Consider the following 24,748-nt stretch of genomic DNA (forward strand, 5'->3'; position numbering starts at 1 on the left):
TTCTTATATCCATAAACCCAAGCTTGGAGCAAAAGCCAAAATACAAAAAAGAACAGGAGAGTAGATATACCGCACGAACAGTGGCTATTTTAGCAGAGTTACCAGAATTTTGTACTACATTTTATGATAAAAATCAAACTACATTTTTACCCAAAACACAATATGATTACATGAGGACTATGCGAACCTTTTTGACCTATCTGCAGCAGACACATCCATATTTTAACGATTGCGAACTTACATTATCAGCGAAGAAAAAACGATTTAATGATCAGTACGGATTACGTGACGAAATTATTTATCAAATTTTAAAAGAAACTGAAATTCGGCTTTCTGAACTGGCTGAGTTAAATATTCGTGATTTTGATTTGAAAAATCACAGATTTTATGTGTACAGAACAAAACAGCGATCTACATGGATTTCAATGTCTGATGAATTAACTGATTTGATTGAGAAATATCTGGAAGAGCGATCCGCATATGCATTTGAAAAAGATGCTGAAGCAGTGTTTTTGGTGACAATTGGTCGTTATAAAGGCGCAAGGCTTGGTGTTCGTTCGATAGAGCGTATCGTTATAACTATTCGCAAAAGGCAGCTTTAACGAATAGTTGTTCACCACAGCTATTATATTACCGTCACTACATGTCAATTTAGCCTAAATGTGTAATATTATTCAGGTTGTGCCTGTAAAAATGCTTGTTTTTAGATATTCTTGTGCATATACTATCATTCTTTGCAGTATAAACCTGTAAAAAATCGTTGTTTGCAGCCTTAATCTGTAAAATCTCGTGATTGTTTGCAGGCTCTAATATGTAAAAAGTCGTTGATTTCAGGCAAAAAGTGTAAGAAATTGTTGGCTTCTTGCAGGTTAAAAAGTGTAAAAAGTCGTCATTTTCAGCTAATAAGTGTAAGAAGTTGCAATCTTTTTCAGGTAAAATATGTAAGAAGTCAAATATAAAAAAGCTGGTATCTAAACCAGCTCCTTTAATATTATCTCATAGCTTCTGAATATCCTTTTTACCAATCTTTTCATCTCCTTAAAATATCGTTCAATATACCGTTTTTACTTTTTTTGTTTAGCACATGTTATTCTACTCAACATTTACTACCTGATTTTCATTGATCAGCACCAGATTTTGTGTTTCCTTTGCAACATCCAACATCCGCTGTGTAAATCCACTTTTGCCAAACACTCCATAAATAATGTCATAACCTGGATATGATTTTCGAATTTCTCCTGCATCTAGGACTTTCTCTCTCAACGCATAATATACGGGAGCATCTACTGGTTTCGCATGATATTTACATTCTCCTGCAAAAATTCGCTTATTCTGATTATCCACCGCCATAACATCTATTTCTGTATCACCAGTATAATCATTCAACCAATAGGCTCCGATCCGAGATGGGACAAAATCAATTGTTCCCTGTTTACATAGATCTGCAAACAGGTCTTTGCAGATATCTTCGTATGCAAACGCAACAAACTTCGTCTCAAAATCTTTCTGCATCTCATCTAACACAATCTGCATATTATCCAGTTCCAGTTCACCTTTGTATGGATACACATATCTAAACCAGAAACGAATGAAATTATCGACAATAAAATATAAGCCTTTTCTGGATTTTTCCGGATTTTTTTCTGTTACCGGAGTCCGTTTTTCTACAAAATCCAAATCAGAAAGTGTTGACAGATACTGTGTCAGTCCTGAAGTTCCCTGCTCCAATGCACTGGCTATTTTTCCGAGTTTGTGATTTCCATCCGCAATTGCTTTTATAATAGAAAAATAATTTACTGCTGTCATAGATTCACTTTTCAGTAAAAAGAAAGGTTCTTCATATAAGAAACCACTTTTTGAAAGAACCGCATTCTTTATCTGTTCGATAAGCGTTTTGTCATCCTCAAAAAATTCCAAATATTTTGGGACACCACCGGTCACTGCGTATTGTTCCACTGCATCTGTAAAAGAAAGATTCTGAACGGCATAAATAGATGTAAATGGCAACGGTGCCAGCCGTATTTGTGACGTTCTGCGACCATATAATGGACTATCATATGATAAAGCATGCTTCTGCATCATTCCAATAAGCGAACCAGATAAAATCAGCATCACATTGTTGTCTTTCAAAATCTCATCCCATGCGTTCTGTAAGATGGAGGGAAAAGCCGGATTCGTTTTCACCAGATATGGGAACTCATCAATAACCAAAACCTTCTTATTCTCAGGCACGTAGTTCGCTATGATCTGAAACAATTCCAACCAGTCTGTAAAAACAGCTTTTTGCAGCAGATTATTTTGGGTTGTTCGTGCAACAACACCTGCCAACCGCTTCATGCTCTGGGATTCAATCTCTTCTGTTGCCAGAAAATAAAAAGCTGTTTTATCTTTCAAAAATTCTTTTATTAACGTTGTTTTTCCTACCCGACGTCGGCCATAAATGACCACAAAGCTACTATCTCGCTTATATTCTGCACCCAGCTTTGCCATTTCGTTTTTTCTTCCAATAAATTTCATGTCATCACCTCTTTTTTACAAAATCCCCTTTATTAATTTAATATAAAAATATTTATGATAATTCAATTTATGATAAATATATTTATATTATAAACCTATAAAATTAAAAGTCAATGTTCAACTTTCTGTTTTCTAGGTGTTTTTCATTGCCTAAACAAATTAATTACATCACATATTCATTACATAAAAAAGAACAACAACCTGCATTATAATAATCATAGGCATTCCAACTGTAAAATAATCCTTCTGCGTTTTATGATGCAACAAATACATCGCTATAAGTCCGCCCACGGATCCACCAGCAAATGATAATCCTAGCAGTGTCACGATTCTGATTCTGGAACGATGCGCACAGGCATTAGCCTTATCTATTGCAAATACGATGAATGTTACAAGATTCATGATTCCAAGATATATCAAAAGTATCCGGCGTTCTGCAAAAAATTTCCAAAATGCAAGCGTGAAATGCTCTGCATGATGCCCTTTGTAAATCAGTAAAATAATTATCTGGATGATGAAAATACATATAATAAACACCCGAGACATCATATTCTCTTTCACTGCTTTCCTGTCAAAAAGCAGAATCATAAGTAACATACCGGCAGAACCACCAAGCAAAGACACAATCGTTACTATCACATCTATCTGTCCGTTTACTGTATGTCTATACAGGAGCATATTGATCAGATAGACCAATACACCTATCGCATTTATTACCAGTAAATAATATTCAAGTTTTCCTAATTCAAACATTTTTTTCTGTTACCTTTCTGGAATGTAAGATACTTTTCTTATTATACTAAATATATAAAATATACGCAAACAGATGGGGAGCCAAGTAATGAATCAACTACAAGTTGTATCTTTTCCTCTACGCGTTTTTTATAGATATCAGTTTCAAAAGTTGAAAAAATTTAAAGTTTTGAAACTAAAAACTTGCATATACTATTTATGAACAATATAATTATAGAAAAGTCGATTTCAAAAAATAAAAATTTTTAAACTTTTGAAAGTTGTGAACTATGAAACTAATCGAACGTAAAGAATATATTGACTTTAACAGAAATAGTACCTACATCCAAAGCGAAGGCATTAATCAGGATTTCGGAGTCTATGACGCTCCAGATGATTTGCTTGCAGAACATCAGCAGGAAATGTCACCAATAAAGGCACTATTATATCGAACTATCGGTCGCTTTGTTATGAACCGAAATGTCCGAAAAATCAGAAATAATTAAACCATACAAAAGAAAAAAATGTTTTTTGAGAAAGCTATGCAAGATACTATAGATGCTGTTGGCGCACTACACGGTATCGTATGTGATTATCTTTCTACACACATCTCTGCCGCGCAGAATGATTACAAACAAAAACAAAGGGGGATACCCATGCTGGCAACTGTATTAATTGACAATATATCCTGTGGTGAAATGGAAGGCGAATGGGGATTAAGCATTTACATAGAATACAATGGAAAAAATATTCTACTTGATACTGGAGCATCTGATTTATTTGCAAAGAATGCCAAAAAACTGGGAAAATCAATAGAATCTGTTGATTATGCTGTGCTGTCACACGCACATTATGACCATTCGGATTCGATGGCAACGTTTTTCAACTTGAACGATCACGCTCCTTTTTTCTTACGGGAAGGCTGTCAGGAAAATTGTTATGCAAAAAAATGGATCTTCCACAAATATATCGGCTTACCAAAGCACATTTTAACGGATTATCGTGACAGGATAATATACACTGATGGGGACTATGAGATTATACCGGGCGTATATCTGATTCCTCACAAGACACCAAACCTTAAAATGGTTGGTAAACGTGAAAGTATGTACCGTAAAGAACATCATCGATGGATATATGATGATTTTTCTCACGAACAGAGTCTGGTATTCCGTACTCAAAAAGGCTTAGTGATTTTCAATAGCTGCTGTCATGGTGGTGTTGCTAATATTATTAATGAGGTGGGAACGACATTCCCAACAGAAAAAGTATATGGCATTATCGGTGGATTCCATCTGTTTAATAAGTCCGAAGAAGAAATCAAAAACGTAATACAGCAAATAAAAGATACTGGTATTCATTATGTCTGCACAGGACATTGCACCAAAAGCCGTGCATATAAAATACTTAAAAATGGTCTTGGCGATATCGTACACCAGCTGAAAGTTGGATTGCAGATTGAAATCTGATTTAAAAATATGATGATGAATGCTGCAATTTTCATGTCACAAAGATTTAACCCGATTTAACCCAAAATACCACCAAGTTCCATTATTGAAACTTGATGGTATTTTTAACTTATATCAGAATTCCATTACAGTGATCTACCTCATGCTGTACGATCTGTGCTGTCCATCCAGACAATTTCTGACGCTGCTTTTTCCACGAGAAATCCTGATATTCTACTTCAATATTTTCGAATCTTGTAGTTTTACGAATACCGCTTAACGACAGGCAGCCTTCTTCTGTTTCATAAACTCCGCTTTTTGAAACAATCACCGGATTAAACATAACTACATCGAAAAATCCCATGTTTACAATAATGATGTTCTTCTTTACTCCGATCATATTTGCAGCCATTCCAACACAGCCTTCCCGATGTGCTTTCAGTGTATCCTGCAGGTCTTTTCCAACCTGCAGATCTGCTTTGGTTGCCGGTTCTGATTTCTGTGCAAGAAACAGCGGATCATGCATAATTTGTTGTACCATATCTTTTTCTCACTTTCCATTATCTTTTGAATTTCTATAATCATATAATAGACTTTTTACCCATGTAATGATCTGATAAGCATCATCAATTCTCTATCCGATAATACATATACATCTATCATTCTGCATCTTTAGTCCAAGTTATCCAGCCCGTCTCTATATACCCGATTCATTGTGGCCTGCGCATGCTCCATCTCTTTCTTCTGAATAATCGCATTGCGGTCACTCAAAATGGCCAGCATCTCATCCACTACATCCTCCGGACGCGGATCTGAAACACGATACAGATAACCAAGCATACGTGTCGCTGTATAATCTGTGTTCATCTGCTTGTACGCAATTTCTCTGCAAAAATCATCTGGATAGCCTTTTTCCTGTAAGGCACGATATAATTCATCTGTTCGATTTTCTGGCATTTTTATCTCCATTCATTTCATTACACATTTATATATTTTTGTATCTTTTCACTAGATACATTTTGATGAAACATTTTTTATTTTCTTTACCTTATTATGCTTTATTCTACATACCATTTTTGCTGCATCTTATAGAGCTGATAATATTCACCTTTTTTTGCCAGCAATTCATCATGATTACCAATTTCCACAACTTTTCCTTTCTTCATCACAATGATCTTGTCAACTTCCCGACAAATTCCAATTCTGTGAGAAACAATAATAGCTGTTTTTTCTTTTGCAATCTGCAAAAACATTTTCAAAATAGTTGTTTCCATGATTGGATCCAGAGCAGCAGTTGGCTCATCCAGAACAATCATACTGCTTTCTTTGAACATGCCGCGGGCAATTGCCAGTTTCTGCCATTGTCCAATAGAAAGATCTCTGCCATCAAATTCACTGCCTAACAACGTATTAAGAGCATCCACTTCTGATAACTCCGGTAAATCCATTTGTTTTAAAAGCTCCTGGATTTTGTCAGTATTCCCCATCTGTTTCCAGTCACTGATACCAATATTTTCCTGCAATGTCATCTCATATTTCACAAAATCCTGACTCACGATAGAAACATTCTGATAAAACTCTTTCGTTTCAAGATCCTTGATATTTTGCGTTCCATATAATATCTCACCCTCTTGTACTTTATATAAATCAGTCAGTAATTTTACCAGTGTTGTTTTACCGCTTCCGTTATTTCCTACGATAGCAATGGATTCATTCTTTTTTATATCAAGTGATATGTCAGAAATTGTCAGGTGATCTGTATTCGGATAAGCAAAACATACATTTTTTACATTTATCTTATCAAAATTTGGCTCAAATTTTTCCGTTCCATGTACATCTTCATCGATATCAATAAAGTCATAATAATCTCTTACAAATGCCGCACATTCCGGAATCCGCCCAAGGCTAATCAGAAAATACTTTGCTGCCAACTGAAAAGAGGTGAATGCCACAAGCGAAGCAGCCAGCATACCAAAATCCAACCTATGATTCAGCAAAAGTAAAATTGCTATTATAATGCTAAGCACATAACCGCATTTGCACAAAATCTCACATAGTAAAAAGCTGCAAATATCACGTTTCTTGAAATCCCATAATTCCTGATTCATTGCATCACGGGTCTGATATAATTTTTCTTCGATATAAGATTCAATTCCAAAAATGCGAAGTTCCTTTACCACTCTTTTATCGCCAAATAAATCGTACAGATAATTTCGCCTTCGTTCACCTGCTGCCTGATATTTTTTTAGTTCATAAAATTCTTTTCCACGGATTAATCGAACGACAAAGTACGGAACCACACTCAGTAATGATACTAATGCCAGAAGTGGACTAAATCTGGCTAATATAAATAATGTACTTCCTACCTTCAAAACTTCTGCCAGAATATTGAATACCGACAGACTTAAGTCGGAAAATCTGCCATGCTCAATACAGTCCTGTGCTCGTTTCAGTCGATTGTTGATTTCTACATCCTCATATTGAATCAGTGACAAGCGTCCACCCTTTTCACCTAATTCTATTCCAAGTTGCATACCAACCTTGGAATCAATTTTTACCATGCAGGCATAAAATACACTATTTGACACCTCTGACGCAACAAATACGCCCCATATGACACCTAAATATATCATACTTGTTTTCAGATCTTTCATATATACATGATTTAAAAATACGGAAACCAGCCACGTGTTGACCGCTACCAGAACCGATTGCAGCATCATACAAATAACCTGCATAATAAGTGACCGTGGCGCAATCCTGCGTATATCTTTTAATGAGCGAAATAACAGATCTCTCATTTTTCTATCCCCCATATATATTTCCAAGTTGAATGTATGCAAAACTTACTACACAATTCTGATCAGCATAATTTAAAATATTTTCTCAAAATCATCTATTCTGCACTATGCTGTATACCACTCTGCCTGTTTACAGAATAATGTATAATATATTCCCTGATTTTTCATCAGATCATCATGGTTTCCCTGCTCTATAATATTTCCATGTTTCAGTACCAAAATATGATCTGCCATCTTAGCACTGGCTAATCGATGAGAAATCATCAAACTGCCTCTGGATTTCATAAGCGAACAGAACAACTGATACATTTTGTACTCAGAAACAGGATCCATGGATGCGGTTGGCTCATCAAGAATCACATACGCTGTATCTGTCAAGAAAAGTCTGCTGACCGCTAACCTTTGCCATTGGCCTTTTGACAGATCAACGCCGTCCATTTCCAGCTTCCCTAAATTTCTGTCTAATCCTAAGTCTTTCACATCTTTCAGATTCACCAGTTCCAAGGCATTATTTAACTTATCATCACGATCCAGTTCACCTAAATTGCCAAATCCTATGTTCTCCCGAACCGTCAATTCATACTGGTAAAAATCCTGAAATACGACTTTTATTAATTTTCCAATTTCCTGACTGCTCAATTTATTCAAATCCTGATCATCGATCATAATACGGCCTTTTGTTGGACGATAAAGTCCACACAACAATTTAATAATCGTTGTTTTTCCAGAACCGTTTTCTCCTACCAGTGCAGTACTGCGCGACAGATCAATTTCAAAATTTGCATCATGCAAAACCTCTTTCTCTGAATTTGGATAAGCAAAACTGACATGCTCAAATCGGATACGATGAATCGGATGATCAATATGTCCTGTTCGTGATTCTGTATTTTTCAGTTCAAAAAAGGAACTTATGTAGGATACCTCTTTGATTTCCTTTGAAAAATCCCCAAATGTTTCCAACAGGCTGGTTATGGTACCAACAATACTTAACGTTGTATTGAACAATGCAATAAATAAACCTACAGAAATATGACCTGTCATTACACTATGAATTAGTATCCCTGTGCAGCAGATATACCATAAAGTAGCAAACAAGCTCTTTTTTAACAAAGCTTTTTCAACCTTCTGTAATGTTGCATCTTTTTCTTTCAACATCTTTTCACTCTGTTTTTCCCACAGAGATTTAATATAATCTGTTGCCTGATAGATGATTAATTCTATGAGACTTGTTTTGCTTGTAAGCAACCGTTCATAGTAGGCAACTTTTCGCTCATCCATTGTCTGTTTGGCATACAATTCATACCACAAACTTCCAGCTTTATAATTTTCATACAGCATCGGAATCAAAAACAGTATAAATATAACAATCAACAGATTTGATGCCTGTCGGAAAACTAATACCAAGCCAACTAATGAAATTAAAATTTTTATGATTTCAATGATTTTCCAGTAAATGAGTTTTAATTTTTCTCCCGGATTTTTTGAAATCCTTGAAATAATATCATAAGTCGCACTTTTCTCATAACAACTGTAATCCAGATTTTTATATTTCTGTATGATATCCCGTTCCAGACCATCTGTCATTTTCATATCAAACCGAATTTCAATGCACTTATCAAAACTTGTCAAAATCACATCCAAAAGCAATGCAGCAACAAACAATCCAAATTCCAGATACATTCCCGTTGTAATCTGCTTATGACGCAATAAAATCAGTATATCGTCTATGATTTTCTGAAAAAGTATGGTGTTGATTGGAACAAGCACGGCTAACAGGACGGCATTTAGTAATTTTATGCCGCCCCAGATTCGGTTATATTTCCATACCATACTCAATATTTCTTTGATCTGCTTTTTCATAGTTTAACTTTTCCCCATAATTGCTTCTCGCCGGATAGTATTCATTCCTAGTTATCCGAACGTTTTTGTATAACCCATTTCCCTTTCCGATTATTTCCTTCTCGTACAACTATATTTTCTTGCTGTAATCTAGCTAATAACCGTTTTACAGTTGGAAGCGATACATTCATTTGTAAAGCATAGTCTTTTTACGTCCATTCTCCATTTTTTTCTATCAGCGTTAGCAGTTTATCTTCAACAGAAATGGTATCATGACAGAAACAGAACGTATGAAACAGGGTTACATTTGGGAAGATGATGACGAAAACATGGCACTCCAGGCGAAGTGCAAAACACTGGTGCTCAAATTTAATGAACTGCCTCCGGAAGCCATGGAAGAACGGGAAGCTCTGCTACACGATACTTTCGGATAAGTAGGCAAAAACGTATGGTTTAATGCACCACTGACCGCCACCGTCGGCAAATAAAACTGCTTTTTCCTATTCCAGTTTGCTTTTAGTTTGTAAGCTTGTTTTTATATTCTTCATATTCCACCAAACTGATTTTTGCAAATTCACACGCATTTTCCAGTGTAATTCCAAGTTTTAACAAATCCGGAATCTTATGCATTACGATCTTTTCCATCCATTTATCTTTCAGCTCCTGCTCATGTTCATCCATGACTGCTTCCTGTGGTGTGATCTCGGGTGCATTTTCTTTCCACTCACTGTAATCAATGGCAGTAATTCCGGCAACGGAACACGCTTCTTCCAGACCTACATTGTATCTTCCCATAATACGGTCTACAGTCTCTACTGTATTTGCACACAGTTCATCTAATGATTTTTCCAGTAATTTACTCATTTTCGATACCTCTCATTTGTCATTCATATTATTTATCCAGCTCTTTATAAAAATCGACTGCTGCCTGCAGATCTTTCTCTGTCGGACATCCTTTTCCGGTTCCGCCGATCAGCTTAAACGGTCCAAAGGTATTATATCCTTTGCAACCAAAAGTTCCAAGCAATGTTGCATTTCTTCCGGCAGTTACCTTTTCAATGGATTTATAAGATCCTTTTGCGCCATAAGTGCAGATATAAAAAATCTTTTTATCCTCCGGCAAGTTGACGGATGCAAAATTCAGTACAGACTGATGAAATTTGGACGCATAGATACCGGATGCAAAACCAATGGCATCATAACCGGATAAATCTTTTTCCGGCACTTTTGTTGCATCCACCAGATCTACACCACATTCTTTTGAAATTGCTTCCACGACCTTTTTTGTATTTCCATGATGCGTGGACGCATAGATAATGACAGATTTCATTTTACTTCTCTCATTCCTTTCTCTCAAACACTATGTACTATTTTAACACAATTTAGGGAAACTACAAAATATTTTTCGGATACAAAATTCGACAAGCAAATGCAGACGCAAAAAAAACAAGTAGTCGGATAAATTTAATTATCCGACTACTAACTGTTAAATAATTACTTTTGTTTAACTATTTGAAAAATCTTATGACAAACTGACTGATCTCATATCCTGCTGTAAAGCGGACATTCGCAATTCGCTTTCGCTACTTGCTTATTCTGCGTTCAAACTATCTAAAATCAGGATATGCGGTAGTTTCCTGTTGCAAAATCCACATCCAACTGTGCGGCTGTCACCGGATTACTCCAGCGAATCATCAATTTCTGATTGTCTGCCTGAACTTGAATATCTGCATCTTCCGTAAATGCTTTACAGGTACTGCGGAACCGCAACAACTCTAACTGTTTTTGTACAACCTCTGTCTGAAGCGCCTGTTCAATCTGTACGCCTGTCAAATTCGTACGGTTAATCTCCTTATGTCCGCCTTCGCCAGCCCGTTTTACGGCCTCATGATCATTTTTTCCGGCAAACAGATCCAGATACCAGATCTGCGGTTTTCCCGGCATAAACAGCTGAATTGCCCGTGCTAACAGAAGTTTTCGTTCTGATTCTCCAAGTGCACTGAAATAAGTGGCATTTACCTGATAGTACACATGTTTCTGACCATGCAGGTTTTTCACCATGCCCCCACGGTCTACGATCAGCGTGATCAGTTTCTGAATATCTTCTTCCGGAAGAAGTCCTTGCAGATCCAGCATCGGAATACCATCGTGACAGCCTAGCATGTTTACCGTTTGGATCTTTTTGTCAATCAGTTCCTGCGCCCATTCTGCCAGATACCTGCTGCGTTTGTTTTCAATGGCATCAATTACCAGTCCCGGTAAAAAGAAATCATAGGTCATATATCCTTTTTCTGCTATCGTCTGATAAATATGTTCCTCATATGCAGCATGAATCTCCGGAAGCAGTGCCAGATCATACGGTTCAGCATACATTCTGATCTGCTCCAGCAGCTCCCATGTCTCCGGCTCATTCAGAAAATTTTTCCTTCCCGGAGCCTTTGGCGCATAGGCAAAAGCATCCAAACGCACAATACCTGCTCCATAGGACGCAATTTTGGCAAGTGTTTCCCGATAAAACGCCAATACCTTCGGTGACTGGATATTCAGATCCATCTGTCCCAGATACTGTGGATAGTGCTCCTCCTGATAAAATGTATTCCAATACGGACGTTTCGTACCATCAGGAAACTGTACCATCAGGATTGGAAGTCCCGGTTTGCGGAAAAACATGTCTTTGATGTATATTTCATCCGGCTGAATATACCCGGCCGCCGTCATAGATCCATACCCTGCCCAGAACGCATTCCAGTCAATAAAAAAATTCTTATACTCTGACGCATTTCCTTTTTCTACCAGGTCTTTGAACTGTGGAGACTGTGCAGATGCATGATTCAGGATAAAATCAAGTTTCAGATCAATACCAAGCTGTTTTAACCGTTTCAGGTCATCCTGTGTGGCCAATTCCTCATTGATATCATAATCAATGACAGAAAATCCACGATCTAAATCTGAATGATACAGGCTTGGCAAAATGTAAAAAGATCCAAATACCTCTTTCAGTTCATTCCGTCCCAGCAGTGTTACAATATCTCCCAGCGTTCCGCCTAAACTGTCAGGATAAGCATTCAGCATCGGTTTAAGATTCATATACACGACCATCCTTTCCCACAATAAGGTCTGCCTGTTTTGCCTGCTGCTCTAATTTTTGCGCTTCCAGAGATAGGACCAGTTGAATAAAGGCACTGGCTGCATTTTCATCCCGTCCACGCCGGATTCTGCGCGCCTTTGTCTCCTCCGGCGTGCTGTCAAGATAGACAGAAACATCAACACCGGTCAGATACTCACTCCCACCATGCGTCCATTCCAGAAGTAATACCTGTACACCGGTCAGATCCGTCTGTTCATACCAGATTTCATCATCTTCCCTGCCCATTTTTTTCAGTTCAATCTCTGTATCACCGATATGAAACTTTGCAAGCACCTGATTGATCCGGTCGTATTCAATTTCCTGTGGAGTTCCAAGGTACGCATTAAGTCCTGTTTCTCCGGATTTCTGATAAATCAGCTCCCGCTCCTGATCGTTACATTTTGGGATTCTGTGCGGATAATCATCCCCATGCACAATAAAACAACCGATGCCGTCTGCCAGAAACTGCTGCTGCAAAATTTCTGCCATGGTCGTCTTTCCGGAACCGGAACCGCCAAAAATACTGATCACTTTCCGTTCTGCTCCGATTTTTTCCCGCAGAAGGTCATACAACGCAGCCGCCTCCTGCATTTTTTTGAAAGAGAACTGATATGCTTCATATTCGATTGCCGCCATTGGAAGTAAAATACCTGCCTGCATTAATGCCATGCCACTGTATACCTTTCCGGTGGTTTCTTCCAGATAAAAACATTCCGCATCCAGTCCTTTTAATTTCACATAGGTTCCAAACGGATTGCCCTCTGCGGACAGACGAACAACGCTGACCAATGCCTGTGACTGGTCCTTTGCAACACTCATCCAAGCAGCCACATCCTCTTTAAATGGATCAGACAGGCGATAATAATCACCCTCACGGATCAATTCCTGATGTCTGCGATAAGTTGCAAGCTGTGTACGGATTTCCTCTTTTTCTTCACTGCTGAGTAAAGCAGGATTCATTTCATATCCGAAAGTACCTGCCATAGCTACCACACCTCTGGTATTCAGACTTGTGATTCTGCCGGTCTGATGATTCGGTACCGCAGACACATGGGAGCCAACTACTGCGGTTGGATAGAAGAAAGAAGTACCATATTGGATGCGTGTTCGATTGATAGCATCGGTATTGTCACTGCACCAGATCTGTGGTGTGTAATACATCATACCAGCGTCAAAACGTCCGCCACCGCCACTGCAGCCTTCAATCAGAATCTCCGGATAACGGCTCGTCAGTTTTTCCAGGAAATCATATAATCCAAGCACATAATCATATGGCACATTTCCGGCATACACATCGGACATACTGCGGTTCATATCCCACTTGATATATTCGATATTTCCCTGATCTAAAATCGCACAGATGCGTTTTAAAATTTCTTCCCGCACTTCTTTTCTGGAAAAATCAAGTAATAACTGATTTCTGGAGCGGATCGGCATCCGTCCCGGAATCGTCAATGCCCAGTCCGGATGCTCCCGGTACAGATCACTGTCTTCATTTACCATCTCAGGCTCGATCCAGATACCAAATTTCACGCCCTGCGCATTGACACGTTCAATCAGCTGTCCTAACGTACCACCTAATTTTTTTTCATTGACAAACCAGTCACCCAGAGAAGAATTATCGTCATTTCGTTTACCAAACCAGCCGTCATCCATGACAACCATATCAATGCCAAGTTCTGCTGCCTGCTTTGCCAGATCCACGATCGTATCACCATCAAAATCAAAGTAGGCGGCTTCCCAGCTGTTGATCAGGATTGGGCGATTTGTATGTACCTGTCTGCCCTTGCATACATGATTTAAAATGCAGTTATGATACTGGCGGGACAGTTTTGCAAATCCCTGATCCGAATATGTCATGATCACTTCCGGAGTCGTAAATTCTGCACCTGCTGCCACAGGATAAGCAAACAGTTCATCGCCCAGTCCCATCTGGAAACGTGTCTGGTTAAACTGATCACGCTCGGCCTCGCAGACAAAATTTCCACTGTACATAAAAAGCATTCCGTAGCAGTTTCCGGCTTCTTCCGTTGCTGTACGATCTGCAAGGATCACACCTGGATTATACTGATGACTGGAGCTGCCACGGCGACTGCCAATCCGGTACGTTCCATGTCCCACAGGAACACGTTCCAGATTGCGCTCCATAGCATGTCTGCCATAAAAACTGATTGCATCGTAGTCTCCCTGTACAAAATCAAGGCATGCGGACAATGCTTTTTTCACGGTAATCGTTTCTGTTCCTGTATTTTTGATCACTACACTTCTGGTAATGATATCCGCATCTTCCAGTACACCGTAAAGCAAATGTATTTCTACCTGTGTCAGATCATCTTTTAACACGATTTCCAGCGTTTCAGCTTCGTCATCGGCCGCCCAAACAGCCGGAAGTCCCTGCAGGCTATATTTTCCTTTTGTAATCTTATAACTGTTAAAAATTGGATCACAGCACTCTGTTCCGACTGCACTCGTAATATTCAACGCAATGTTACGACAGTCACCGGTTCCAAGTGACGGATATTCCTGTGGCAGTGCATCCAGAGAATAAGTACGGTCCATACCTGCTACATACGGATTTCCGGAGAAACCATGGTCCGCATAGCATAACAGGTAATCCATCGTTCCTTTTACCCGCACTCCATAATATAAGTGCAGCAGATAACCTTTTGCATCCGCTTGCATCTGATAAGTTGTATGTTTTGTATGAATTGTAAATATTTTTCGGTTTGCATCAAAAATAATTGCCATTCACGGTTCCTCCTCATTATTCACGCTTTTTCTATTTGTCAGTCATTTACACATAACTTATAATTCACTGAATCTGAATCTTGCTTGCTTTTTATTATACTATTTTACCGCACCGTTTGCCACACCATTTAATATCTGTTTCTGACAAATGACATAGAAAATCAAAATTGGGATCAAAGCCAGAATGTATGAAGCAAAAGCAAGGTTATAATTGGTTCCAAACTGGCTCTGGAAATTTAACTGCGCCAGTGGCAACGTATTCTGACCTGTTCCGGACATGATGACCAGTGGTGTCATTACATCATTCCAGGTACCAAGTGCGGTCAGGATTGCAACCGTAGCATGCATCGGCTTCATCATCGGAAAAATGATTCGCCAGTACGTTGTCCAGGCATTGGCTCCGTCAATATTTGCCGCTTCTTCCAGTGCTTCCGGAATATTTTTCAGATATCCGCTGTATAGAAGCACATTCATTGGCATATAAAATACCAGATACAGCAGGATAACACCAAAGCGGTTTCCGATTCCCATCTGCGCAGTCTGCTTTACCAGCGGCATCATCAGAATTGAAAATGGTACAAACATACCACTGACAATATAAAAATAAATAAATTTAAATCCTTTGATCCTGCGCATACCACGTCCGATCACATATCCGGCAATCGAATGGATCAAAATTGCCAATACTATTGTCACAAGCGTAATAAGTAAACTGTTTCCAAGAGAATGCCAGAAATCTGTCACCTGCATTGCTTCTGTAAAATTGGAAAAACTCCAGTTTTTCGGCAGTGCCAATGCCCCAGCTACATCATTTGTCATCTCACTTGGTTTCTTAAAAGCAATGATTACTGCCATATACAACGGAAAAAATACTGTTATCGTTCCGATGATCAGAAGTACCGTTAAAACTTTATTTGTTTTATGTCCTTTTTCCATTATAACTGTTCCTCCTTCTTATTGGTAAACCGTAGCTGGAAAACAGAGATTGCCACGATCACGATGAAAAATAAAACCGCATTTGCACTCTGAAATCCGAACTGTCCGCCGGACATACCATTTTTGTAGATCAGATAAGAAATCGACTCGGTACTCTGCGCAGGGCCACCCTGGGTCAGGGATACGATCTGATCAAATACCATCAGGAAGTTCTTTGTGCTGAGCACCAGATTAATGGATACAAACGGCATGATCAGTGGAAATGTGATTTTCCAAAATTCTGTCCATTTATTGGCCCCATCCAACATACTTGCTTCATAGACATCTTCCGGAACAGTCTGTAATCCCGAAATATAAATGATGGTATTCATGGCCACGGCTTGCCATACACCCACGATCAATACCGCAATCCATGCATATTTTTCGCTGGCGAGAATACTGTTTTCCAGGAAAGAGATGTGGCAGGCGCTTCCGATGGCAGGAAGAATGTATGTAAAGATAAAGCTGAAAATATAGCCGACCACCAGTCCTCCAAGGATATTCGGTACAAAGTAAATACCACGCAGCGCGCTCTTGCCTTTGATATTGCTGTTTAATCCAAGTGCCAGAAGCAAACTTAATACATTGACAAGGATTGTTCCGGCGATGGCATATTTAAAAGTAAACAGGTAACTTTTTCCGACTCTCGCATCGGTAAACAGATCCACATAGTTGCGCCATCCAACCACGTCATAAGAACCATAGCCTTTATAATTGGTAAAACTATAAATCACACCTTTGATCATCGGAAGGGTATTGAATGTAAAAAACAATGCAATGACCAGAATTGCGATGATCCAGAATGTTTTATTCCGATTTGTCATTTTTGATTTCATTTCGTATCCTCCGATGTTCCTTCTTTTTCATTATATTGCTGCACTTTCCAGATCAGATCCCGATTGTATCGCTTCCAGTCTTTGTCAAATTTGTTCAGGAAAGTTTTTTTGGCATCTGCGCTGTCATCCAGCAGATACGTCTGAATCATGGCATCCACACTCATCTCACTCGGATAGTGATGATCCTGAAAGTCAGCCATACGGTCGGATTCAATATAAGAGCGTACCCCTTCCAGTTTAGAAGAAAGTGGAAAATCACCCTGTTTACATGCAATGCCACCCTGCTCATCCAGATAAGTGCGGATTGTATCGTCCTCATACAGGAAACGCAATACCTCGTAGGCAGCCTCCTTGTTTTTGCAGGCTTTCATAACACAAAACTGTACATCAATGCCGGAGTTTAATACATTATCTGCTTCGTCCTCATTTGCCGGGAATGTAAAGGTACCAATATTCATATCCGGATTAACAGATTTAATCTGTGGAATCGCATAACTTCCGATAGTATACATGGCAGACTGACCACGGGCAAATGCCGTACATGCATCGTTATAGCTATAAGCAGTCGGGTTTGCTTCTCCATAGCCAAGCAGCGCTTTTATCTTTTCTGCCGTTTCATCATACCCCTTTGTAAAAGTTGTCGTTCCATTATTTACTTCACTGCAAAGCTGCGGATCCGCCAGACCGACAGCCAGCGCATTCCATGGAGCCAGACAGGTCCATGTATCTTTAAATCCGAAATATAACGGCTGAACGCCCTCGCTCTGAATCTGTTCACAAAGAGCCATAAATTCACTCCATGTCTGAGGTACTTTCCATCCATGTTCCTCAAACAGATCCTTATTGTAGAGGATACCTGCCGCGTTTGCGACATATGGCAACGCGTATGTCCCCTCCTGCGGGATAAATTCCAACTGTTTATCCATATCCAGATAGGAGGATTTTGTTTCACTGAGCACATCAAGATCTGAAATATCAGCAAAAAGATCCGAATCTAAAAAATTGGAGTAATCCATATCACCACCGATGACAACGATATCCGGATAATCTTCCCGGATAAAACGTGTTTTCAAAATCGTCATTGCTTCATTCGGAGAGTCAATGGTCAAATGAATATCATCATGCGTTTCATTAAATTTTTCAGCAATCTCATTAAACGTATCTACTGCTTCTTTTTTGTATGAGACAATTTCAATCTCCGTCTTACCTGCCGCTGTCTCCTGTTTTCCGCATCCCATCAGGCCGGTCAGTCCGCATCCTGCCAGAAGAAGAGCTGTCAATCCACAGATCAGTTTCTTTTTCGCCATATTTTCTGCTTCCTTTCTTGTTTTTTTCTGTTAAAATGATTGTAACATCTCAAAATGCGACCTAGAATATCCGCATTTTTCATTTTTTATATCATTATGCGTTTTATTGTGCTATAATCAATATGTATGTCACATAATGGTATATTTTTACTTTTTAAATAATAGTTGCAATACTCTGGAGGGAGTTTCCAATGCCTGATCTTTTATTTCATATTTTTCCAAATGAAAATTTTATTGACCTGTGTCTGTATCAGTATGGCTACGAAAAATGTGATCCAGGACATTCTTTTGGACCGGCTGCCCGCAATCACTATCTGTTTCATTATATTCTTACTGGAACAGGAACTCTGCTGGCAGATGATACGAAAGGAGTAACGCAAACTTACCAAATACGCAGCGGACAGGGATTTATGATTTTTCCTGGACAGGTCACGACCTACATTGCAGACTCAAACGTACCATGGGAATATATCTGGGTAGAATTTGACGGATTGCGGATCACAGAAGCATTAAGTATGACGGATTTTTCCAAAAATAAACCAGTCTATCATCCGCGCAATAAAGAACTGCGGGATAAACTGGCAGAAGAACTGATATATATCACTCATCATCCAAAAGAATCTTCATTTCACCTCATCGGACATTTATACCTGTTTTTGGATTATCTGATTCAATCAGCTCACTCTACACAATTAGTATCCAGCAACAAAATGAGTGACTATTATATTAAAGAGGCGATTAATTATATTGAACAGAATTTTCAGAATAATATTTCCATTGAAAATGTGGCAGCGGTCTGTGGTATCAACCGCAGCTATCTTGGAAAGATTTTCAAGAAAAGTACTGGGCAGTCTCCGCAGGAATTTCTCATGAATTACCGCATGGTGAAGGCAGCAGAACTTCTGAAACTGACTTCTCTGTCGATTGCAGATATCGGTTCTGCTGTCGGATATGAAAATCAGCTGCATTTTTCCCGGGCCTTTAAGAATAATTACGGTGTTTCTCCCAGAGAATGGAGAAATCAGCACAAATAAATGCAAGATAACTTATCAAAAAAGTGCTTCCAGATCACATTCCTTTATGGATTACCTGAAAGCACTTTATGTTTCGTTTTGAAATACGTTTCTGTCACACGCAGCGTATTCTAAACATTTTCATATATTATTTGATATTTTCATCCGGATAACGAATCTTCAGATATTCAATGATCATATCTACCGTTTTACCAATACCAAGTACGGAACTGTCGATGCAGAAATCATAACTGCGTGAATCGCCCCATTTCTTGCTGGAGTAGTAGTTGTAATAATTTGCACGTTTCTTATCTGTCTTGTTGATAAAATCGATAACTTTATTGTCATCCTTGAACTCTTTATCAGTATCTGCTTTAATTCTCTTTAAACGAAAATCCATGTCTGCATGAATAAATACACTGACGCAATCCGGATTTCCTGCTAATGCATAATCTGCACATCTTCCTACGATAACACAGGATTCCTCAGATGCTATTTTTTTGATTGCTTCAAACTGTGCCAGGAATACTTTATGGTTCAATGGCATATCTACAAACGGGGCTGATGTGTATCCACTCATGGAATATGTATCCATGACTAAAGAATATAAAAAGCTGTTTGTCGGTTTCTCATCATTTTTCTTTAAAATTTCCTCGCAGAATCCACTGTTTTTTGCTGCAATAGAAAGTAATTCACTGTCGTAACATTTTATATTTAACCGGTCAGCCAATTTCTGTCCGATTTCTTTTCCGCCGCTTCCAAATTCACGTCCGATTGCAATTACAAGATTTCTCATAGGAAATCCCCCTTTCCTTCACTTACTATTTATAGTATACTACATTTTTGCAAAAATCTCAACGGTAAACCTGTTTTGTCTGAAAATTCAATGATTTCTCCTTACCGTTCCAATGCACAAGTTGTAAAATATTTGTTCCTATTGCTCACCTACAAATTTTCCAAAATAATCCTTCTAAACTTTTCATGGATGCACTACTGCTTTGGAAGTTTTTGCAATAAGTTCTGGAAATACTCCGGCAACGGAGCTTCAAATTCCATATATTCATGGGTGGTCGGATGGACAAACCCGATCACCATAGCATGCAGCGTCTGTCCCTGCAATCCCTTCATCGCAAGATTTTTCGGATTTCCATACAGTTCGTCCCCAAGAAGCGGATGCCCGATGCTTGCCATATGCACACGGATCTGATGAGTGCGTCCCGTCTCCAGGCGAAACTCCATATAAGTGTATTTTGCAAAACGCTGCAACACTTTATAATGGGTAATGGCAGGTTTTCCGTTTTTCTCATTGATTGCCATTTTTTTACGCTGTGTCGGATGACGTCCAATGGCGCCTTCTATGGTTCCTTCGTCCTCTTTGACGACACCGCACACAATTCCACGATAGCGGCGTGTAACGGTATGCTCCTTGATCTGCTCCGCGATATCCACATGTGCCGCATCGTTTTTGCAGATGATCAGTGCACCGGTCGTGTCCATATCGATTCGGTGTACGATTCCCGGACGGATCTCTCCGTTGATTCCGGAGAGACTGTCTGCACAATGATACATAATGGCATTTACCAGCGTACCACTATAATGTCCGGCAGAAGGGTGAACCACCATTCCCTTCGGTTTGTTAACGATCAATACGTCCGCATCCTCATACAGAATGTCCAACGGAATGTTCTCCGCTTCGATTTCTACCGCCTGTGGTGTCGGAATGGATGCACTTACCTGGTCTCCACCTTCTACAACAAAACCGGCTTTTATCACCGGCTTTCCATTTACTTTAATTTCTCCGCTCTTTACCAGCTTTTGCAGGAAACTTCTGGTCTGATCCGGATAAATCTCTGTCAAAAATTTATCCAACCGCATTCCGGACTGGCTTTCCTCCACGGTATATTCTTCTAACATCGCATCACTCATGTACGCATTATCCTTTTCTACTCTTTTTTAAACTGTTCACCAGAACATTCAGATCTTCTTCTTTGTATTTAAACAGCAGCAGGATCGCCAGGAAAACAGCTGACAATGTCACATAAATATCTGCCACGTTAAATACCGGAAAATTGATCAGTTTAAAATAAAAGAAATCCACAACATATCCATTACTCATACGGTCGATAAAATTGCCGACTGCTCCGGCTCCGATCAAAACGATGATACAGCGCAAAGACATATATTTTGCGGTATATGGAATATTCCAGAAGCAATATGCCAGAACCAGTAAAATCACTACGGTAATAATCAGAAAAGCAAATCGTTTTCCCTGAAAAATTCCAAAGGCTGCACCACGGTTTTCCAGATAATATAACTCAAATACGTTGTTAATAAGTACTTTTGCAGGCTGATTTTTCAGATGCAGCACTGCCATCCATTTGGTGATCTGATCGGCTGCGACTAAAATCGCAAAGCTGATCACTGCGAAAATCACACTTTTTCCTCTGCTTACGGCAGATTTTGTCGTATCGGACATCACATGTTCCCCCCTGTATTTCCATTATGATTCAGGAACTTATCATTCTAAGTTTCTGTAAAGTCAAAAATGCGATACTTACTTTTGCAAAGCAATTCGTTCCTCGCATTTTCTACAAAAGAAGAACCAGTACGCATATGCGACTGGCTCTTTGCTCGATAGATTTCACCAGCTATCGAATTAAATATCTGTCTGTAAAGAAGATGCATCAAATGCATCCATAATACTCTGGAAATCTCCTGAAATGTCAACAGAAGACGGGCTTACAATAAATATGTAATTGGAAATCTTCTGTAAATTTCCATCGATCGCGAAACAGGAACCAGAGGTAAAATCAATGATTCTCTGTCCAATCTCCAGATCGATTCCTTCCAGATTCAAAACAACCGTACGGTTACGTAATAATGTCTCAGTAATTTCGCGGGCATCCTCCACAGATGTAGGTTTGATCACACATACTTCCATAGCAGCATTTCCTCCCTGATTCTTTTTTGATGGACGCATCGGCGTAACCTTGGAATTAGATTTTGCAGATGCTTTCTGTTCTTTTGCAGCAGAGAATTTGATCGCAGGATCTTCTTCCGGCTGTGCTTTCTCACGACGGAATGATTTGCGCTTTGGCTCCTCATAGTAATCATCATCATCGTCATCATCATAATAGTCATCATCGTAAAAATCTTCTTCTTCGTCTGCATTCAAACGCATTATATTTAAAAATTTATCCATCATACCCATATTGATAAAATCTCCTATCTACGTCTTTTATATATTATAATTACGCGCACCAAAGATGCCGGTTCCGACTCTTACCATAGTAGCGCCCTCTTCAATGGCTACTTCATAGTCTCCGGTCATACCCATGGACAAAATACGCATGTCTACATTATCAATGTTTTTTTCTTTGATGTCAACAGATAATTGACGGATTTGCTGAAAATATTTGCGGTTATCTTCCGAATTTTCTACAAACGGCGCAATCGTCATCAAACCACAGATGTGGATATTCGGAAGTTTTGCAGCAGCTTCTACCAACGCGATTGCTTCCTCTCTGTCTGTACCAAATTTTGTCTCTTCTCCGGCAATATTGACCTCGATCAGAATGTCTGTCGTCACCTCATGTTTGACAGACTGTGCACTGATCTCCTCTGCAAGTCTCAAGGAATCCACGGAATGGATCAGGGCAGCTTTTCCCATCAGGTATTTTACTTTGTTCCGCTGCAAGTGTCCGATCATGTGCCAGTGAATGTCTTTTGGCATCACTTCGTATTTATCCATCATTTCCTGTACTTTATTCTCACCAAATTCCCGGATACCGATTCCATATGCTTCCTCTAACATTTCAACCGGTTTTGTCTTGCTGACTGCGATCAGTGTTACTTCTGAGCGGTCACGTCCGGCTCTTTTGCAGGCTGCTTCAATTTTGGCTTCTACTTCTTTTAAATTTTCACAGATCATCTATTTTTCCCTCCTGATTATTATCAAATAACTTTATCACAAACTATGGCTAATTCAGGAAATCGCCTTCCTGTACTTCACTGCCGTTCAATGCAATATGGTCATACAGAGAAATACCAAATTTTGTTCCACTCTGCACAACGGAATATTCCTCATTGTCGGATATGACCTCAATCTGTCTGAAGATCGCATATCCTTTATCCATATTGTAAACACCTTTTCGCTTTGCCGTATCTTTCAGCGAATACTGTTCGCTGCTGTCCGGCATCTGGATCGTATCACCCACAGACAGATTATCCTGTGATACATAATAACTGTCGTCTGTTTCCGCGTACGCATTGATCGATACAAATTCCGCGGATTCTTTTCCGCGTTTATCCTTTGTGATCTTGATCACACCGTCACTGGAGGAGTTATCCCCTTTTCCGACATACTTTTTCGGTACGACCAGAAACTCTTTTTCTATGATCGCAGAATTTGGTATCTTCAGACCGGTGTTCTTATCCGAACCAAGTTCCACTTCTATATAACGGTCTGACACAAAGCGTACCATGGAATTGTTCAGATTCAACTGTAAAAATTTCTGCCCATCCAGATCCTTAATATAAGTCGTTGCATTTGTCTCCGTATCATCTTTCCGGAATTTCACATGCAAAACGAAAGAATCCGAATTTTCTCCGATTTCTTCCTGATAACGCGCTGCTTCCTCACCCGTAACCGGAACCATGATCGACCAGTTCTCACTGGTAGCGATCTTGTACATAGCCTGTCCCGATGTGATCTGCGTATTGCCCTTCAGATTCGTCTTCGTATAAGATGCCGGATTGTACATATCCGCAGTAAAGGAATCTGCTGTAACATCCTCGTAACCATCGGTATACAAGGCAAGGATACCATCTACAGACGTCCGCTCAAAAGAAAATGTATTCTGTGAAACTGCAGAATTCGTCTGGTCGGACAGATCATTCAATGCATTGATATACAGGTTCTCCTGAATCTGTGCATTCACATTTTCCTTGAAAGAATACACATTATAAAACTGCATATTGGAAAAAGAGGAAACATAATTCGTGATGGAATTCTGAATCTTTAACAATTCATCATTTGACAGGTTCGTTGCATCCAGTCCTGCCTGAGAAATCTCAGAGGAAATGTTTCCGGTCTTATCAACGGAACAGATCAGGTCATTGTATCCTGCTTTGTCTCCTTCTTTTTTATAATAATTAATATCTCCGGTATTCTGACTGTAGAATACCTGCTCCGGACGGAGAATCAATCCAGTATACGTTCTGTTTCGTGCGATCTGACCATACTGTACCTCATAGGCAGAAATATTATTCTGTGTCAGATAGGAAATCAGATAGATCACAAAATAGATAAATACAAATAAAAATATAATAATGCCGATATTCAGATGAAAGCGTCTGCGATAACGTACTATTTTCCGCTTCTTTTTCTTCATTTCGGTCTTCCT

The 24,748-nt window shown here is 39.2% G+C and carries 24 protein-coding genes; 5 read left to right on the plus strand and 19 right to left on the minus strand.

All coding sequences use genetic code 11. The features are described from left to right. Positions 1-80: 80 nt before the first annotated feature. Positions 81-602, plus strand: coding sequence for a tyrosine-type recombinase/integrase (locus DXB15_RS05345; protein ID WP_109214484.1), 522 nt, complete (start codon positions 81-83; stop codon positions 600-602). Between the two features lie 490 nt (positions 603-1,092). Here the strand turns inward: DXB15_RS05345 and DXB15_RS05350 are convergent, their stop codons facing one another. Together DXB15_RS05350 and DXB15_RS05355 are read right to left on the minus strand one after the other, a co-directional pair. After that, positions 1,093-2,517 carry an ATP-binding protein gene (locus DXB15_RS05350; RefSeq protein ID WP_118702263.1) on the minus strand — a complete coding sequence of 475 codons (1,425 nt, stop codon included), beginning with the start codon at positions 2,515-2,517 and terminating at the stop codon, positions 1,093-1,095. A 168-nt stretch (positions 2,518-2,685) separates the two neighbouring features. Then, a complete protein-coding gene (locus tag DXB15_RS05355; RefSeq protein ID WP_118702264.1) occupies positions 2,686-3,270 on the minus strand; it encodes a DUF1294 domain-containing protein in 585 nt (194 codons plus the stop codon). 269 nt (positions 3,271-3,539) lie between these two features. Between DXB15_RS05355 and DXB15_RS05360 the strand changes: the two genes are divergently transcribed. Together DXB15_RS05360 and DXB15_RS05365 are read left to right on the plus strand one after the other, a co-directional pair. Continuing rightward, entirely contained in the window at positions 3,540-3,755 is a 216-nt protein-coding gene (locus tag DXB15_RS05360) for a hypothetical protein (RefSeq protein WP_330427470.1), read from the plus strand. A 36-nt stretch (positions 3,756-3,791) separates the two neighbouring features. After that, complete coding sequence (locus DXB15_RS05365; RefSeq protein WP_243115599.1) at positions 3,792-4,718, plus strand: MBL fold metallo-hydrolase; 927 nt, start codon at positions 3,792-3,794, stop codon at positions 4,716-4,718. Positions 4,719-4,827: 109 nt separating this feature from the next. Here the strand turns inward: DXB15_RS05365 and DXB15_RS05370 are convergent, their stop codons facing one another. From DXB15_RS05370 to DXB15_RS05385, 4 genes are all read right to left on the minus strand, one after another. Then, a complete protein-coding gene (locus tag DXB15_RS05370) occupies positions 4,828-5,238 on the minus strand; it encodes a peptide deformylase (protein ID WP_118702266.1) in 411 nt (136 codons plus the stop codon). Between the two features lie 131 nt (positions 5,239-5,369). Further along, positions 5,370-5,654: a hypothetical protein gene (locus tag DXB15_RS05375; RefSeq protein ID WP_109214480.1), complete on the minus strand. Its 285-nt coding sequence runs from the start codon at positions 5,652-5,654 to the stop codon at positions 5,370-5,372. A gap of 101 nt (positions 5,655-5,755) precedes the next feature. Next, a complete protein-coding gene (locus DXB15_RS05380; RefSeq protein ID WP_158582195.1) occupies positions 5,756-7,498 on the minus strand; it encodes an ABC transporter ATP-binding protein in 1,743 nt (580 codons plus the stop codon). Between the two features lie 105 nt (positions 7,499-7,603). After that, positions 7,604-9,358, minus strand: a complete 1,755-nt coding sequence (locus DXB15_RS05385) for an ABC transporter ATP-binding protein (RefSeq protein WP_109214478.1) — start codon at positions 9,356-9,358, stop codon at positions 7,604-7,606. 251 nt (positions 9,359-9,609) lie between these two features. On the opposite strand from DXB15_RS05385, the gene DXB15_RS05390 reads away from it, so the two are divergent. Then, positions 9,610-9,771, plus strand: coding sequence for a maltose acetyltransferase domain-containing protein (locus DXB15_RS05390; protein WP_118702267.1), 162 nt, complete (start codon positions 9,610-9,612; stop codon positions 9,769-9,771). Between the two features lie 82 nt (positions 9,772-9,853). Here the strand turns inward: DXB15_RS05390 and DXB15_RS05395 are convergent, their stop codons facing one another. The 7 genes from DXB15_RS05395 to DXB15_RS05425 form a co-directional block, all read right to left on the minus strand. Then, positions 9,854-10,201: a hypothetical protein gene (locus DXB15_RS05395; protein ID WP_109214476.1), complete on the minus strand. Its 348-nt coding sequence runs from the start codon at positions 10,199-10,201 to the stop codon at positions 9,854-9,856. A 28-nt stretch (positions 10,202-10,229) separates the two neighbouring features. Further along, positions 10,230-10,667, minus strand: a complete 438-nt coding sequence (locus DXB15_RS05400; RefSeq protein WP_109214475.1) for a flavodoxin family protein — start codon at positions 10,665-10,667, stop codon at positions 10,230-10,232. A gap of 287 nt (positions 10,668-10,954) precedes the next feature. Then, positions 10,955-12,424 (minus strand): sucrose phosphorylase, encoded by a 1,470-nt coding sequence (gene gtfA / locus DXB15_RS05405; RefSeq protein ID WP_118702268.1) that lies wholly within the window; start codon positions 12,422-12,424, stop codon positions 10,955-10,957. After that, positions 12,414-15,212 (minus strand): alpha-galactosidase, encoded by a 2,799-nt coding sequence (locus DXB15_RS05410; RefSeq protein WP_118702269.1) that lies wholly within the window; start codon positions 15,210-15,212, stop codon positions 12,414-12,416. The genes gtfA and DXB15_RS05410 overlap by 11 nt, the downstream gene beginning before the upstream one ends. A 99-nt stretch (positions 15,213-15,311) precedes the next feature. Continuing rightward, positions 15,312-16,148 (minus strand): carbohydrate ABC transporter permease, encoded by an 837-nt coding sequence (locus DXB15_RS05415; RefSeq protein WP_109214472.1) that lies wholly within the window; start codon positions 16,146-16,148, stop codon positions 15,312-15,314. Beyond that, the gene (locus DXB15_RS05420; RefSeq protein ID WP_118702270.1) at positions 16,148-17,023 is read right to left on the minus strand and encodes a carbohydrate ABC transporter permease; all 876 of its coding nucleotides are present in this window, start codon (positions 17,021-17,023) and stop codon (positions 16,148-16,150) included. The genes DXB15_RS05415 and DXB15_RS05420 overlap by 1 nt, the downstream gene beginning before the upstream one ends. Beyond that, positions 17,020-18,330, minus strand: coding sequence for an ABC transporter substrate-binding protein (locus DXB15_RS05425; protein WP_118702271.1), 1,311 nt, complete (start codon positions 18,328-18,330; stop codon positions 17,020-17,022). Before DXB15_RS05425 ends, DXB15_RS05420 begins: the two co-directional genes overlap by 4 nt. 191 nt (positions 18,331-18,521) lie before the next feature. Between DXB15_RS05425 and DXB15_RS05430 the strand changes: the two genes are divergently transcribed. Next, positions 18,522-19,364 (plus strand): AraC family transcriptional regulator, encoded by an 843-nt coding sequence (locus DXB15_RS05430; RefSeq protein WP_118702272.1) that lies wholly within the window; start codon positions 18,522-18,524, stop codon positions 19,362-19,364. 127 nt (positions 19,365-19,491) lie between these two features. Here DXB15_RS05430 and DXB15_RS05435 read toward each other — a convergent pair whose 3' ends face one another. From DXB15_RS05435 to DXB15_RS05460, 6 genes are all read right to left on the minus strand, one after another. Continuing rightward, positions 19,492-20,139: a cytidylate kinase-like family protein gene (locus DXB15_RS05435; protein ID WP_109214468.1), complete on the minus strand. Its 648-nt coding sequence runs from the start codon at positions 20,137-20,139 to the stop codon at positions 19,492-19,494. A gap of 194 nt (positions 20,140-20,333) precedes the next feature. Beyond that, entirely contained in the window at positions 20,334-21,257 is a 924-nt protein-coding gene (locus tag DXB15_RS05440) for an RluA family pseudouridine synthase (protein WP_118702336.1), read from the minus strand. Positions 21,258-21,276: 19 nt separating this feature from the next. After that, positions 21,277-21,819: a signal peptidase II gene (lspA, locus tag DXB15_RS05445; RefSeq protein WP_109214467.1), complete on the minus strand. Its 543-nt coding sequence runs from the start codon at positions 21,817-21,819 to the stop codon at positions 21,277-21,279. 180 nt (positions 21,820-21,999) lie between these two features. Next, entirely contained in the window at positions 22,000-22,554 is a 555-nt protein-coding gene (locus DXB15_RS05450) for a cell division protein SepF (RefSeq protein WP_118702273.1), read from the minus strand. Positions 22,555-22,581: 27 nt separating this feature from the next. Further along, complete coding sequence (locus DXB15_RS05455) at positions 22,582-23,274, minus strand: YggS family pyridoxal phosphate-dependent enzyme (RefSeq protein ID WP_109214465.1); 693 nt, start codon at positions 23,272-23,274, stop codon at positions 22,582-22,584. Between the two features lie 49 nt (positions 23,275-23,323). Further along, positions 23,324-24,736, minus strand: coding sequence for an HlyD family efflux transporter periplasmic adaptor subunit (locus DXB15_RS05460; RefSeq protein WP_118702274.1), 1,413 nt, complete (start codon positions 24,734-24,736; stop codon positions 23,324-23,326). Positions 24,737-24,748: the final 12 nt, after the last annotated feature.

This window comes from Roseburia sp. OM02-15 (assembly GCF_003481835.1).
In the GTDB taxonomy this organism is placed as follows: Bacteria; Bacillota; Clostridia; order Lachnospirales; family Lachnospiraceae; genus Eubacterium_I; species Eubacterium_I ramulus_A.

Excerpts from the sequence above, each read along its gene's own strand:
- DXB15_RS05355 (WP_118702264.1), bottom strand. The coding sequence starts at position 3,270 with ATGTTTGAATTAGGAAAACTTGAATATTATTTACTGGTAATAAATGCG.
- DXB15_RS05365 (WP_243115599.1), top strand. The coding sequence starts at position 3,792 with ATGCAAGATACTATAGATGCTGTTGGCGCACTACACGGTATCGTATGT.
- DXB15_RS05425 (WP_118702271.1), bottom strand. The coding sequence starts at position 18,330 with ATGGCGAAAAAGAAACTGATCTGTGGATTGACAGCTCTTCTTCTGGCA.
- DXB15_RS05380 (WP_158582195.1), bottom strand. The coding sequence starts at position 7,498 with ATGAGAGATCTGTTATTTCGCTCATTAAAAGATATACGCAGGATTGCG.
- gtfA (WP_118702268.1), bottom strand. The coding sequence starts at position 12,424 with ATGAATCTTAAACCGATGCTGAATGCTTATCCTGACAGTTTAGGCGGA.
- DXB15_RS05395 (WP_109214476.1), bottom strand. The coding sequence starts at position 10,201 with ATGAGTAAATTACTGGAAAAATCATTAGATGAACTGTGTGCAAATACA.
- DXB15_RS05450 (WP_118702273.1), bottom strand. The coding sequence starts at position 22,554 with ATGGGTATGATGGATAAATTTTTAAATATAATGCGTTTGAATGCAGAC.
- DXB15_RS05360 (WP_330427470.1), top strand. The coding sequence starts at position 3,540 with ATGAAACTAATCGAACGTAAAGAATATATTGACTTTAACAGAAATAGT.
- DXB15_RS05400 (WP_109214475.1), bottom strand. The coding sequence starts at position 10,667 with ATGAAATCTGTCATTATCTATGCGTCCACGCATCATGGAAATACAAAA.
- DXB15_RS05440 (WP_118702336.1), bottom strand. The coding sequence starts at position 21,257 with ATGTTAGAAGAATATACCGTGGAGGAAAGCCAGTCCGGAATGCGGTTG.
- DXB15_RS05460 (WP_118702274.1), bottom strand. The coding sequence starts at position 24,736 with ATGAAGAAAAAGAAGCGGAAAATAGTACGTTATCGCAGACGCTTTCAT.
- DXB15_RS05435 (WP_109214468.1), bottom strand. The coding sequence starts at position 20,139 with ATGAGAAATCTTGTAATTGCAATCGGACGTGAATTTGGAAGCGGCGGA.
- DXB15_RS05375 (WP_109214480.1), bottom strand. The coding sequence starts at position 5,654 with ATGCCAGAAAATCGAACAGATGAATTATATCGTGCCTTACAGGAAAAA.
- DXB15_RS05415 (WP_109214472.1), bottom strand. The coding sequence starts at position 16,148 with ATGGAAAAAGGACATAAAACAAATAAAGTTTTAACGGTACTTCTGATC.
- DXB15_RS05390 (WP_118702267.1), top strand. The coding sequence starts at position 9,610 with ATGACAGAAACAGAACGTATGAAACAGGGTTACATTTGGGAAGATGAT.
- DXB15_RS05430 (WP_118702272.1), top strand. The coding sequence starts at position 18,522 with ATGCCTGATCTTTTATTTCATATTTTTCCAAATGAAAATTTTATTGAC.
- DXB15_RS05350 (WP_118702263.1), bottom strand. The coding sequence starts at position 2,517 with ATGAAATTTATTGGAAGAAAAAACGAAATGGCAAAGCTGGGTGCAGAA.
- DXB15_RS05385 (WP_109214478.1), bottom strand. The coding sequence starts at position 9,358 with ATGAAAAAGCAGATCAAAGAAATATTGAGTATGGTATGGAAATATAAC.
- DXB15_RS05420 (WP_118702270.1), bottom strand. The coding sequence starts at position 17,023 with ATGAAATCAAAAATGACAAATCGGAATAAAACATTCTGGATCATCGCA.
- DXB15_RS05410 (WP_118702269.1), bottom strand. The coding sequence starts at position 15,212 with ATGGCAATTATTTTTGATGCAAACCGAAAAATATTTACAATTCATACA.
- lspA (WP_109214467.1), bottom strand. The coding sequence starts at position 21,819 with ATGTCCGATACGACAAAATCTGCCGTAAGCAGAGGAAAAAGTGTGATT.
- DXB15_RS05455 (WP_109214465.1), bottom strand. The coding sequence starts at position 23,274 with ATGATCTGTGAAAATTTAAAAGAAGTAGAAGCCAAAATTGAAGCAGCC.
- DXB15_RS05370 (WP_118702266.1), bottom strand. The coding sequence starts at position 5,238 with ATGGTACAACAAATTATGCATGATCCGCTGTTTCTTGCACAGAAATCA.